9 protein-coding genes and 1 riboswitch are annotated in these 13,162 nt (G+C 43.5%); of the genes, 5 read left to right on the forward strand and 4 right to left on the reverse strand.

The window, feature by feature from the left end; genetic code table 11:
* Positions 1-105 precede the first annotated feature (105 nt).
* Positions 106-516, reverse strand: a complete 411-nt coding sequence (locus tag RH88_RS19050; protein WP_005599097.1) for a hypothetical protein — start codon at positions 514-516, stop codon at positions 106-108.
* A 131-nt stretch (positions 517-647) separates the two neighbouring features.
* On the reverse strand, positions 648-1,406 hold the full coding sequence (locus RH88_RS19055) for a RecX family transcriptional regulator (protein ID WP_040758038.1): 759 nt from the start codon (positions 1,404-1,406) through the stop codon (positions 648-650).
* Positions 1,407-1,752: 346 nt separating this feature from the next.
* Positions 1,753-1,894: riboswitch (FMN riboswitch) on the forward strand.
* A gap of 110 nt (positions 1,895-2,004) precedes the next feature.
* Here RH88_RS19055 and ribB point away from each other — a divergent pair.
* Positions 2,005-2,661 (forward strand): 3,4-dihydroxy-2-butanone-4-phosphate synthase, encoded by a 657-nt coding sequence (gene ribB / locus RH88_RS19060; RefSeq protein WP_005599103.1) that lies wholly within the window; start codon positions 2,005-2,007, stop codon positions 2,659-2,661.
* Positions 2,662-3,846: 1,185 nt separating this feature from the next.
* Here the strand turns inward: ribB and RH88_RS19065 are convergent.
* On the reverse strand, positions 3,847-5,103 hold the full coding sequence (locus tag RH88_RS19065; protein ID WP_005599105.1) for an adenylosuccinate synthetase: 1,257 nt from the start codon (positions 5,101-5,103) through the stop codon (positions 3,847-3,849).
* Between the two features lie 166 nt (positions 5,104-5,269).
* On the opposite strand from RH88_RS19065, the gene RH88_RS19070 reads away from it, so the two are divergent.
* The 4 genes from RH88_RS19070 to RH88_RS19085 all read left to right on the forward strand — a co-directional run bounded on the left by RH88_RS19070 (position 5,270) and on the right by RH88_RS19085 (position 12,129).
* Positions 5,270-6,157, forward strand: coding sequence for a LysR family transcriptional regulator (locus RH88_RS19070; protein WP_005599107.1), 888 nt, complete (start codon positions 5,270-5,272; stop codon positions 6,155-6,157).
* Positions 6,158-6,580: 423 nt separating this feature from the next.
* Complete coding sequence (locus RH88_RS19075; protein ID WP_005599109.1) at positions 6,581-7,852, forward strand: hydroxymethylglutaryl-CoA reductase; 1,272 nt, start codon at positions 6,581-6,583, stop codon at positions 7,850-7,852.
* 195 nt (positions 7,853-8,047) lie between these two features.
* Positions 8,048-9,058 carry an endonuclease/exonuclease/phosphatase family protein gene (locus RH88_RS19080; protein WP_005599111.1) on the forward strand — a complete coding sequence of 337 codons (1,011 nt, stop codon included), beginning with the start codon at positions 8,048-8,050 and terminating at the stop codon, positions 9,056-9,058.
* A 131-nt stretch (positions 9,059-9,189) separates the two neighbouring features.
* The gene (locus RH88_RS19085) at positions 9,190-12,129 is read left to right on the forward strand and encodes an alkaline phosphatase family protein (RefSeq protein WP_005599113.1); all 2,940 of its coding nucleotides are present in this window, start codon (positions 9,190-9,192) and stop codon (positions 12,127-12,129) included.
* A 119-nt stretch (positions 12,130-12,248) separates the two neighbouring features.
* Here RH88_RS19085 and RH88_RS19090 read toward each other — a convergent pair whose 3' ends face one another.
* Complete coding sequence (locus RH88_RS19090; RefSeq protein ID WP_040758037.1) at positions 12,249-13,130, reverse strand: radical SAM protein; 882 nt, start codon at positions 13,128-13,130, stop codon at positions 12,249-12,251.
* Positions 13,131-13,162: the final 32 nt, after the last annotated feature.

Consider the following 13,162-nt stretch of genomic DNA (forward strand, 5'->3'; position numbering starts at 1 on the left):
TTTTAGTCGTCGGTGAGTTTGCGGCCGCTGAGTTTTTGATTTAAAACTTGTATCAACAGTCCTGTGAAGAAAAAGCCTGAGGCTGTGAGCGACATCAGGCTTAAACTATTGTTTCCTTTTGCTCTGCTGAACCAATATTTCATGCCACGCGGTATTTCCATCTCGCTTGCTCACGTCATACTCTGAGCAGAATTGTGAGATAGTCATATTGTTATCACCCGTTGCGAGCTTTAGCGCTAACTCCACTTGCTGAAGTTTACTTTGAAGGCGCAAAATCTGTCCTGCATTCGGGCTTTTTTCTTTCGCGTACTTTAATGCTGCATGCTTACGCTCTGCCGCCCCAGCTCGACGATCGGCCTCTCCAAGGAGAAACTTGAGTTGAGCGATACTTTTTCCCTTTTTGAAAGCTGGGCTGATTAACTCCACACACTCATCAAAGGATGGGTCATAAACGTACGGATCAATTTTATGAGCTTGTTGGCGCATCCACTCTAGCGCGAGTTTTTCATCTGACATAATGTAATCTTAACGAAAAAAAATCGTCCTTATACTATCGCTTATTGGCAAACGGCTGCAATACTAGATTGTTGATACAGTCACCTCTACCAAAGAGATTTACTCTTTCACTGACATCGTTTTTGCTGAGATTACTCTATTTCGCTCATAGCGAATTTAATCTCTTCTGATGAAAAGCCTTTACGAGATAACATTGCATAGGCTTTGCTGCGCTCTTTAAGACAAGTTAAATCATAGGATTTCTTTTCAAGTTGTTCTAAACATGCAGAGTAAAAATCGACCTGTTCCGAGCTAATCAGTTTTTCTACCAACGCATCAAGCTCCGTTATATCTATCTTACGCTGACGCAACTCCTGACGAATCACCGTCATCCCCTTACCTTTTCGCGCGTACTTCAACACTTCTTTCTCTAAATCGGCCTTTTCCGCTTTGATCTCAAGGTTAGTTTGCAACTGTTCGAAACAAGCGTGTTGCTTTATCGCCTCGTTGACTTGAGCGTAGCTAAAGCCCCTTTTTTGCAGCGCTGCGCTAAGCTTTTCTTTGCTAATGCTAAATTCTTGGTAGTAACTATTGATGCGTTCATTCAAAATCGCTTGCTCATCAATATTGAGGTCTTCTTTTACCTTGGTAATCATGGTCTTGATAAGGGTATCGTTGAGCCCTTTCTTTTTCAGCTTTTCAAGAATATATCCGCTACCATATTCACTCGAAAATGCTCGTTCGGCGAATTTTATCGCAAACTCATTGTCGGATTTTAAGTAACCAAAACCACGTAGTTTCTCTAACGTATCGGCTATCCAATCTTCGTTATCGGTTTTTACTCGCAGTTTTGCCAATAATTCACTTTCGGTCAGATCCTTTTGTCCCAAGTGCCATAGCGCGGAATTCATTACGCTTTCTACACGAGTCGCTTTTCTTATCTTCTTTTCTTCTGGATACACTTGCAGCCTCTTTTTCTTGTTATGACTAAACGAATCGCAATGGCAATCGCCATTACGATTCGTACAGCTACAATGGAATACGTACTCACTCTTAGAGCGTCAAGCACGAGATTTGTAAAACGATAGTGCAATCTTTCAGTGGCACATGCAACTAAAGCAATAACGTTTACTCTGCATCCATAGCTTTTCGTTACTTTTCTTGATTCTCTTTGTTTTTATTGCCAAATTTTAGTTCCATCACTCGGTAAACTGTATTAACCTTTTTCCGTCCATCTTGATGGGCAAAAATCATAACTGTAATTCTCAGGGCAGGGTGAAAGTCCCTACCGGCGGTATATCTTTTTTAGATGAGCCCGCGAGCGCTCGATGTTTCGAGGTCAGCAGATCTGGTGAGATGCCAGAGCCGACGGTCATAGTCCGGATGAGAGAGAATAAGAGACACACTAGATCGCCAGCAGGTTTCCCCCTGTTGCGAACTGGTGCATTTTGCATTGTGTTCTATCCCTCCAAATTAGCCCTGATTCTGGTATCAATATAGGAATTAACCATGAATCAGACATCACTACTCGCCGAATTTGGCAACCCAATTACTCGTGTAAATAAAGCGATTCAAGCACTTAAAAATGGCCAAGGTGTCATGCTACTGGATGATGAAGATCGTGAGAATGAAGGCGACATCATTTATTCAGCTGAGCATTTAACCCCGCAGCAAATGGCATTAATGATCCGTGAATGTAGCGGTATTGTTTGCCTATGTTTGACCGAAGAGCACGCCAATCAGTTAGAATTGCCGCCGATGGTGATCAACAATGATAGTGCGAACCAAACTGCCTTTACAGTTTCCATTGAAGCCAAACTAGGCGTCACCACCGGTGTTTCAGCGCAAGATCGCACCACCACGGTGAAAACGGCCATAGCAGCCAATGCCAAAGCCAGCGATCTCGCTCGCCCCGGCCATGTTTTCCCTCTTCGCGCACGTGATGGCGGTGTATTAACTCGCCGTGGCCATACCGAAGGCACCATTGACTTGATGAAACTGGCCGATCTCCAGCCTGCCGGTCTGTTGTGCGAATTAACCAATCCAGATGGTACTATGGCGAAAACACCAGAAATCGTTACGTTCGCTAAGGCGCACGGCATGCCAGTGTTAACGATTGAAGATATCGTTCAATATCGCAGCCAGAACCTGAAAATGTCTGCGTAATCGAAGCTTATTTTTGTGAGGGCAGGTTCGCCCCTGCCCTCTAGTGAAGTAACAAGCAATACATAGAACAAACACTTACTGCTCATTCTTTACCTAAAAATAATTTAAAATAACGCTGGCTATTTAAATTTAAAGATGTATATTAGCCGCTGCTCTGAACATAGAGTTGTTAACGTATAGTAAGACTTCCAGCGACATCCCTAGCAAGATTCTCCTGTATCTCCTTAGTTCTATCCAATAATAGCTACAACCAGTGCACAAATTTCGTATAGAAATTTCCGGGACAATATAACCATTAAACTTGATCGACTCTTGGTATCAATCATGTAATTTCATGATGACAAGTCTTGGTTTAATAACATTGTTGTTCGCGAAGGTTTAAAGGGCCACTTTAAGGCCAGATAGCATCTTTTTATATCAGCCAGACTAACACTCTTAACTGACATGTGACTGCAATCCAGTCGATGCATTAGATCCTCAACCCTGTCATCAAATGACGGGTTCAGCAAACCTTTCTAAAAATTTCTTATTGAACAATTTTTATTTATTTCTCTTGGGTAATCTCAAGCGAAAACTCATTACATATAAGGTATATATTATGGCTCGTTCTCTTGGACGTAAAAGATTTTGGTTTCAACAAAAACGCTCTGACTCAACTTTAAAAACAGGTACTCATATTGCTAATTACATTTAATATATTTGAAAATAACACATCATGGAATGCGACAATTCATCAACTCAATAGTGATATTTTGAAGCGCCATGTACTCACGAACGGAAAAGTAAATGATTTAAATCTTAACTTTTCTTATTGCGAAGAGTCTTCTATGGGTAGCATTACCAATAAAGATGATATTCAACTTGGGGAATTTATTGTATTTTCCTGATAGGTTAAGCATTCACACTTCAACTTATCGACTCCTTCTTCAGACCATCCTCTCGTCTGTAGAACTTAGGTAAACACTGACTTATCATTGCTTTTTTCATTAATAAAGCACTGAGATAACAAGGGCAAAGCCACAAAGCGTTACAATAAACACGAAGACGACGCTGCTAGATCTACGGATTATATGACTTAGCCCTTAACCCTTTCTCTATTCTCTATTCTCTATTCTCCCAACAAATAAAAAAGCCGACCATTTCTGATCAGCTTCTGTCATTTTCTACTATTTGTAACTGTAATGATCAACGTACAATCATTTGCTCGCGACCAGGGCCAACAGAAACCATTTTCACTGGTACACCCATTAACTCTTCAATACGCAATACATATTTTTGTGCTGCAATTGGTAACTGTTCAAATTGGCGACAACCTGTAATATCTTCACTCCAGCTTTCCATTTTCTCGTAAATTGGAGCGAGCGCTGCAGTTTGAGGCCAAATTGGATTCTCACTGTGATCACCTTCATAAGCCACACAGATCTTAAGATCGTTAAGGCCAGTTAGACAATCCACTTTAGTCAATGCAATTTCAGTTGCCGCTTGTAACTCAACGCCGTTTTTCGTTGCCACGGCATCAAAGTAACCCATATCACGTGGGCGACCTGTTGTTGCACCAAACTCACCGGCTAGTTCACGGAATGCATCTTGCTCTTCCATTGCGGTAATTAGCGTACCAGTGCCGACAGATGAGCTAAATGCTTTAGCAACCGCGATAACGCGTTCAGGGCGAAGAGCTGGCAAACCGCCGCCAATACCTGCATACATAGATACGCAGTTAGATGATGTTGTCCATGGGTACTCGCCGTAAACAAGATCACGACCAGCACCAAGCTGCGCTTCAAACAATAGCGCTTTGTCTTCAGCTTGCAGATCTTTAAGTGGTAGCGTTACGTTGCAGATAGAATCACGCCAAGGAGCAGACACTTCTAGCAACCAATCCGCCATTTCTTGAGCCGTTTGCTCAAATTTGAAAGTTGGGTATAGAGCGCGTAGTTGAGGCAGTTTCCAATCCAGCATAAATTGGATGCGTTCTACCAAAACTTCTGGTTGTTTCAACCAACCAACTAAGATGCCCTTCTTCATCACACGGTCACCGTAGCAAGGAGCAATACCTTGGCGAGTAGAACCGTATGCACCGTCACCTAGACGAAGCTCTTCTAAAGTATCTTCTTCTGCGTGTAGTGGTAGACATAGCGTTGCACGATCTGAAATGCACAGATTTACTTTTACGCCAGATTGCTCAACTTCTGCGATTTCAGCAGATAACAATGCCGGACTAATCACCATACCAGGGCCTAAAACGCCGATACAGTCTGGGTTAAATACGCCACTTGGTAGCTGATGCAGTTTGAATGTACCAAAGTCATTAACCACAGTGTGACCTGCGTTATTACCACCTTGGAAACGAATGCTTGCGGATGCTTGGTCTGCCAAATAATCCACGATTCGGCCTTTACCTTCATCACCCCAGTTTGCACCAACAACAACAATAGACGACATAATTAACTCTCCTTAAAAGCGATGTACTTATCCTAATCTGCGACTAAAAATAAGAAAAATTAATAATCGTTATAACCTTAATAAGAATCTCATATGGGGTTATACTCATCGCTCTAAGTCAGTTTCTCTTCACCAGGTAACTATTTCAACTTAAACGAGGCTCGCGATGTTAGATCTCAATTGGCTCAATACCTTTGTAACTTTGGCTCGTTTAGAGCACTTTGGCAAAACAGCCACTGAGCTGCATATGACCCAACCCAACGTCAGTCTGCACATCAAGCAACTAGAGCAAACAACTCGCGTTAAGTTAATAGAACGTAATCCTTTTCGACTGACACAAGCAGGAGAGCGCTTGCTCAATAGCGCACAAAACACCTTAATGGAATTGCAGGTGTGTCAGGCAGATCTCAATGCGATCAATGATTTATGCCAAGGGACATTAACGATTGCCGCCAGTGATATTATCTCACGATTGTTACTTATATCCCCTTTCCAGTCGTTCAAAAAAGAGTTTCCCGGCATCGATCTTTCCTTGTTAAATACCACCTCTTCTCAAGCCGCAGAGCTGGTGAAAAGCGCCAAAGCGGATTTAGGTTTTGTGATGGCACAAAAAGAGAGCCAACCTCTGCATTTTACCGAGCTACAACAAGTGAAATGGTGCGCGCTTGGTGATGGATTGCAAGCATGGCAACAAGGTTTAGCATCAGCGAATCTTGAAGAACCTACACTGATTCTGCTCGGTCATGATACCCGTACGCGCGATCTACTCGACCTTGCGTTACCAACGTTAAACCTACCAAATTATCGGGTCATGGAAGTGGGTAGCGTTGATGCACAAATCGATTGGGCAGAAGCTGGCTTTGGTGTCGCGATTGTTCCGGAGTTTTCACTGCATCCGAAACTGAACCTAAAAACCACCGTTACGCCACTACCTCAATTTCCGACGACCAGCCTTGGCTATATCGTGCGCCAAAATCAGGTATTATCGCGAGCAATCAAACAGCTGTTAAATTGGGTGAGTGAAGAAATTGTTAGGGCGCAGAACGTAAAATAGCCGCACCATTTAACGAAAATGGCACATTTTTCAGGCTATGGTTGCTCATAATAAGTTTGTGACATGAGCGATTTTGTTACCAAAGTTGTCACTTTGTCGCGCCCTAGCGCGTCGCAAGATTGGCAAGATGACTGATTTAATTACAGTTTATCATTTATATGTACCGCACAGTTCTCACCCAAGGCAGGTTAACGACAAAAACAATTACCCTGCTCCAACCACTTCCCCCTCGAAGTTAGTTAAAATGGCGCGTTGCTAAGCGCAGCCCGTTTAAGATCCTTGATTGTTTAAATCGCAGCCCTTTCGGTTAATTGGTTCAAACAGTTCAACGCACAGCGTATACGTTGTATTGATATCTAGCCTGCCTAGATCTCTAACTCGGTATCACGTCCATTTTGTCAAAGCGAAAAAAGAAATTCTTGAATGCCGAAACTAAATCTAAACCGCGTGAAAAATTGCTCTGTTTTCTCTGATATCGAACGCTACCAAAAAGTACCATTCGCATTAGAGCCTAAATTCGATAAGCCAACCAAGAAACTCTGCCTCAGTGCAGGCCTATCGGATAAGCATCTTGTGCGCCGCTGGCAAGTGTTAGAGTCAATGACCGATAAAACACTGCTGCTTGATCCTTTCACGCAAAGTCACTATCAAGAATACTCACACAATATCGAGCACTTTATTGGCACCGTAAATATTCCGGTGGGCATTGCAGGGCCTCTGCGTATTAATGGTTTACATGCCAATGATGATTTTTTAATCCCTCTCGCAACCACAGAAGCGGCCTTAGTTGCCTCATATAATCGAGGCGCCAATCTGATCACGGCGGCTGGCGGCGTCAGTACACTGCTGATTAATGAAGGGGTAAGCCGCACACCTGTATTTGCTTTTCAATCTTTGTCCCAAGCCGCGCAATTTGTTAGTTGGGTGGTTACTCAGTACGATATTTTTCGCAACGTGGCACAATCAACCACGACGCATGGCAAGCTAAAAGACATCAACGTCAACATTGAAGGCAACCACGTTTATTTGCTGTTTGAATTTCTTACCGGTGACGCTTCTGGGCAAAACATGGTAACGATTGCTACACATAAAGTGTTTCGTTACATTCTCGATCATAGCCCTATCACGCCTGTTGAAGCGTTTTTGGATGGCAATTTATCGGGCGATAAAAAGGCCAATGCTTACACCTTGCGCTCTGTGCGTGGTAAGAAAGTCTCCGCCGATATTACTATTCCAGCGGAATTGGTTAAAAAGCATCTCAGCACAACCCCACAAAGCATGGTCAAATTTGCCAAGATGAACACCGTTGGCGGCTTGTTAAGTGGCGCCATCGGCATCAACGCTCATTACGCCAACGCATTAAGTGCGCTTTATATTGCGTGCGGTCAAGATGCCGCCTGCGTTGCTGAATCCGCGATTGGAATTACCCGTTTTGATATTGATCCTAACGGTGATCTTTATGCTTCCGTTACCTTGCCGAACATCATGGTGGGTACGGTTGGCGGAGGAACCGGCTTACCAACACAAAAAGCCTGTCTTGATATATTAGGCTTATACGGTAATGGCAAAGCCAAGGCACTAGCCGAAGTCGCTGCCGCGTTATGTTTAGCGGGTGAACTTTCGATTGTCGGGGCTTTTTGTGCAGACCATTTTTGCCGAGCGCACCACAAACTGGCACGTAAAGCTTCTGCATAATCCCCGATTGTTAAGCGTCCTAACGACGCCACGCACTGTTGCTTATCAAAGCCGCAAGTGATTTCAGACTCGATGCTGAAATCCTATTGCTCAGTTTTGATAAGCAAGTTCCCAGCGCAAAACTGCCTTGTTTTCGATACACTAAACTCAATACCTGATGTTCATCTTTTGGCTAGAGCCAATAAGGTACAAGCCGTGCTCACTGATAAAACCCTTACCTTTGCCACCGCCAATCTATTCAACTTCATTGAACCGCCTGGGGCATTTTATGATTTTGAAAATATTTACGAACGTGACGCATGGCGAGAAAAGTGCCGATGGACGCTCGATCAAATCAAGCAGTTAGATGCTGACATTATCGGCCTACAAGAAGTGTTCAGTATTGACGCAGCTAAATCCTTACTGGCTGAAATCGGTTATCAATACTTTGCCTCTGTCGATCACCCTCATATTGAAAGTGATTATATTTACTCTAAACCTGTTGTGGCATTGGCGTCTCGATACCCAATAAGCAAAGTATTTGCCGCAACGCCACCAACGTTTATCGAACATAGCTACCTCACCCAAATACCGGAATTTAGCCGTAAGCCACTCTGTACTGTCGTTGATGTACCTGATATTGGTGAAGTGGCGGTGTATGTTTGTCATTTAAAATCACAGCGACCAACAGATAGCTCTGACAGTGACAATGCTCACTTGCTGGTTGGTCGTTGGCTATCAAGCCAACAACGCGGCTGGGAAGCGGTAATGCTGCGCCTGTTCATTGAGCAGCAGTATAAACAACACCCTATCCCAACGGTATTAATGGGCGATATGAACCAACCATTAGACAGTGATATCACTGGGTTGCTCACCAGTAAAGTTGACCAAAACAGTGAACGTTTGCATTTGCAAGACAGTTGGTTCATCTACCAAGATACCGTCAAAAAAACGCTTACCGACGTTAACGAATTATCAAGTGAGCAATCGTCCGAGCAAGACCTCCCTACGCTCGAACGTGCCCCTACACACTATCATTTCGCTAAAGGCAATGTATTAGATTACATTTTGCTTTCACAAGAGTTCCAGCAAGATTCACCCTATTCACTCGCCGATGTGAACGACTATAAAGTACTCAACTCGCATCTGATTAATCCAATCTATGAGAATGACAAACAAGCCAGTGACCACGCCTTTGTCGCCATCACGGTGCGTTTTGTGCTGTGACTTAGCAGCCATATTGGCAATTGCATATCAGGTAGAGTTGAACTCTTTTTTATAGCTGGCAGAATAGTTTTAATTGATGCTTATTGCAGACCATTAAAATTAAACACCTTGTAGATGAAAGGATTTCAATCATGCCTTGGTATCGCGTAAATACGATCACTGCCCGCGCCTTATTAGCTTTATCCCCTCTGGGAATGCTGATGCCCAATCCTGCTAACGCTGATGTCGGCAATACGCCAATTATTGGCGGGTTATTTAATTCAGCAGAAGTATTGCAAAATAACATTGTCTCAACGCTGTCTTACTCGACACGCTTAACTCGGGACATGACGTTATTCACAGTGGGCGGGGTCACACTAGAAACCTATTTACTCACCTTACCGTTAGATACTAAAACCAAAGCACGCGTGATGGCCCAGCTTGCAAATCCTGCTTATTCGATTCCATTGGGTTATTTTCTCTATCAATTTTATGACCGTTATACTGGCATCGGCAATGAAGATGCTTTTAAAGCCTATCTCCAAACCGTGTATGACGATCGTGCTTTAAAAGGGTTTGAGCATTCTCTCTTTCAAGTCAACGCTGCAGCGAATAAAAACGCAGAGAATGATGTGCTCGCTGAAGCAACCGAGCACAAAAAAGACCAAGCGCATCAAGAAGGCATCAAAGTTGATGGCGATTTTATGGCTGCGATGGTCACAGTTTATGATGCCTTGGTACAGATTGGCGAATGGCAAGATTTAGAGCAACTGCCCGCACAGTACACCTATCTAACCAATAGTGAGCAAGACCTAGCGTTAGTTGCTCAAATTCAACCTATCGTTGTCGGAATTTTGAGCCAAGCTTCTAGCACGATGGAAGATGGCGAAATGAAAAATGCACTATTAGCCATCATTGCAGATGATCAACCGGATCAACAAGATAAAACCAACAATAAAGCTCAAGCACTTACCATTACGCTGGTTGATTTTGTCCGTTTAAATGTTCTAAAAGCGTACCGCCAGTTTGTCTATCAAGATGAACGAGCCATTGCGCTCAATCATTGGCTGCAAGATGCTTTTGATCGCCAGCCAAGCAAAGCCATCAATTTTTTGCAATCTCAACAGCAGCGCCGTTTAGCGGTACAAATTACTGTAGATGGTTTACAGCAAGGACTGATCGAAGGCTTAGTCGACCCGCAAAAGCCATTTGTTGATGTGGCTTATAAGAACCATATTGAGCACCAAAAGTATGATGCGCCACAAACCGTTTCTAGCCCTGAGCATCAACAAGATATGCGTTTCCTACAAACGCTGGCAGAGCAAACTTACCAAGATCCACACTACCTACCCTTTTTTAAACGCTTATATGCCGACAACTATGCATCGATTGCGCGCGTTGGTATTTCATCAACCCCAACGATAAGTGTGCGTAACTTACCCATCATAAAAACGGGGGCAAAAGTCTCGGGCGAGCAAGGAACCGGTATTCCTAACTTCCATTTTGTTGATAGAGAAGAAGACCGCGCTTATTACTTTTTTGGCAATGATGCGCTGCAGCTTGATCGATTAATGCAAGCAAACAAAGTAAAGACCATGTTTGACCGCCTTAATTATCTAAAAACCCTCAATTGCAACGCGCAATATGATTGGAATGCTCACACCAGCTACGATGCGCTGGTCAATCTTGGTGCAGGTGAAGCTCTGCGTGATTTTGGTGAAAAACGTTGCGTACGTGAACTGCAAGAAAGAGCCCAAGTCGAGCAAAAGTTGACGCAAATACGGACTCAATTGATTAATGACATCAATGACTATCAAGCGATTCCAGTGTGGAGTTTCTACACCAAACTTTCACGGAAATGGGCGATTGAAAACAGCATAGAGCAGTATGCCAAACTTGATGGTAAAGGGATGCCCGACTACACGTTGATTTACAATCCTTGGCCAGATCATTTCGCTCATTTTGTTGGCCCATTCAGTGATGAAATTATTATGCCAACAGGGGAATTAAACCGACTTGATTATTGGATCACTCAAGTAGAGCAAACATATCAAACGGCCGGCGTTTACTCACGAACATTGTGGGGAATGGCAGGCGATCATGGCCTTGCGCCGGTTTACTACACACTTAATCCAGAAAAAGTGATCTTCCAACCACTAGAGAAGAAGCTTGGCTACGCACTCAATATTGAAAAAATATCGTCTGATGAAGGTGAAGGTCCAAAAATCACCAATGCACTCAATTATCCAAGTAACAAAGGAGCTGATGTTGTGGTTGCTTCCACCGCTGGAGGGAACTTTATGCTTGATTTATTTAATTCACAGCAAGGCTGGAAAACACAGCCCCACTATCGTGAATTAACCCAATGGCAGCCAATTAACCATCAATCGCAAGCAAGTATCAATCTCATCGCAGAAACATTAAACGCATTAGGTGATACGCTTGATTACATGGTGATTCGAGAAAACCAGTGCAACGAAGAGACTTGCAAAGTCAGACTCATCGGAGAGCGCGACGGTGAGCGTGTTGATGAGTTTATTACCAAACAAGGCGACCGCTATTTCTACTCAGCACAGGATACGCAAGCCAGTTTACTCAATGTCCACCAGCTAAACCCTTACCTTGCATTACCGAATTCGCCTGATAAAAGCAAAGCAGAGTTTGAAACCTTTGCTGGTTACTATGGGCAATGTGTTCTGCAGGCAAAAGAAAACGATCCAAGCACATGGTGTAATGAAAGCCAGTGGCGCGAACTGACACGCTACACACCGCGCCCCGACTCAGTAGTGCAATTGGCCAAACTCTATGCTGAATCTAGAGCGGGCACGATCAACCTTTTCCCTAGAGATGGTATTGGTTACAACACCAAAGTTCCCGGCCGTCATGCTGGTGAAAGTTATTTAGAAAAAGATGCGTTTATTGGTTTTTGGGGAACGCCAGTTGGTGACAATGTCACGCCACTAATGACCGAAGAGAATGGCTCACTGGCACCCACCCTATTTGAATATCTCACTGGTGAAAAGGTTATCATCAATCAAAATGGCTGGGGGTATCCATCCCTGTTAAACCGTTTGGATATCCGACCGCAGTAAACAGATAGCACTTAGCTGATACCGCAAAGGAATAAACCTGTCCGCTAAAGTAACGCGTGAGATAAGATCTCACGCGTTACTATTCACTATCTATATTAATTTCAACCAACCGCATTTAATCAAAAACGTCCAAGGTATGCCTTGCCAATCAACTGGCTATCTTGATTACGTAAAAGCCCTGAAATGTGCTCTAATACATCGGTTTTCACACTCTTCAGTGTCCCTTTCATTGCCAATAAATTTGAGCCATGCGTACTATCGATCAATAAATCTTCTGAGCGTAAGCTTTCCAGTAACACTTTGATCTCTTGTAGCACCTCATAAGGATTGAGCAGAGTGAACTCACGCTTAGTCACTTGTCTAAACAGCGCCGTGCCTTCCATGGGTACCGTGGTTAAAATTCCCAACAAGTATGGATTCATTTGGTTAATCAACTGCGCTGTTTGTTGTGCATGCTGGCGTGACATATCGCCACTACCACCCAAGCCAATCATCACCATGGCAACCAGTTTGATGCCAGATTCAACGATGTTTTTCCCAGCACACAGCATCTCTTCAGCACTAACTCCCTTACGTACAGATTTTAGAACCTCATCAGAGCCGGATTCAACACCAAGATAGGTCATGGTCAACCCTGCAGCTCTAAGCTGTTTAAACTCTTCTAGTGATTTATCAAGCGTGCTTTGAGGACCGGCATAAGTGCTCACATGGGTTAGTTTTGGGAAAGCGCCATAAAGCTCCGCTAAGATCTCCAACAGCATCTCTGTTGGTAGAGATATCGCATCCCCATCACTTAAAAATACCTTCTCAACATTTTGCCCAAACGCGGCTTTTGCCATTGCAATATCTTGTTTTAAGTCTTCCAATGGCCTCACCCGATAACGGACGTTCTTGTACATAGAGCAGTAGGTGCATTTATTGTATGAACATCCAATCGTGCATTGCAAAATATACGCATCAGCCTCTGGCGGTGGACGGTATATATCACCTTCGTATCTCATCTATTACCTCACGTGAAATCAACTAACACCAA

The sequence above is a fragment of the Vibrio scophthalmi LMG 19158 genome (assembly GCF_000222585.1).
Lineage (GTDB): Bacteria > Pseudomonadota > Gammaproteobacteria > Enterobacterales > Vibrionaceae > Vibrio > Vibrio scophthalmi.

What these genes read in the sequence shown, in the direction of transcription:
- RH88_RS19075 (WP_005599109.1), top strand. Translation starts at nt 6,581, where the DNA reads ATGCCGAAACTAAATCTAAACCGCGTGAAAAATTGCTCTGTTTTCTCT.
- RH88_RS19065 (WP_005599105.1), bottom strand. Translation starts at nt 5,103, where the DNA reads ATGTCGTCTATTGTTGTTGTTGGTGCAAACTGGGGTGATGAAGGTAAA.
- RH88_RS19070 (WP_005599107.1), top strand. Translation starts at nt 5,270, where the DNA reads ATGTTAGATCTCAATTGGCTCAATACCTTTGTAACTTTGGCTCGTTTA.
- RH88_RS19050 (WP_005599097.1), bottom strand. Translation starts at nt 516, where the DNA reads ATGTCAGATGAAAAACTCGCGCTAGAGTGGATGCGCCAACAAGCTCAT.
- RH88_RS19085 (WP_005599113.1), top strand. Translation starts at nt 9,190, where the DNA reads ATGCCTTGGTATCGCGTAAATACGATCACTGCCCGCGCCTTATTAGCT.
- RH88_RS19055 (WP_040758038.1), bottom strand. Translation starts at nt 1,406, where the DNA reads ATGAATTCCGCGCTATGGCACTTGGGACAAAAGGATCTGACCGAAAGT.
- ribB (WP_005599103.1), top strand. Translation starts at nt 2,005, where the DNA reads ATGAATCAGACATCACTACTCGCCGAATTTGGCAACCCAATTACTCGT.
- RH88_RS19090 (WP_040758037.1), bottom strand. Translation starts at nt 13,130, where the DNA reads ATGAGATACGAAGGTGATATATACCGTCCACCGCCAGAGGCTGATGCG.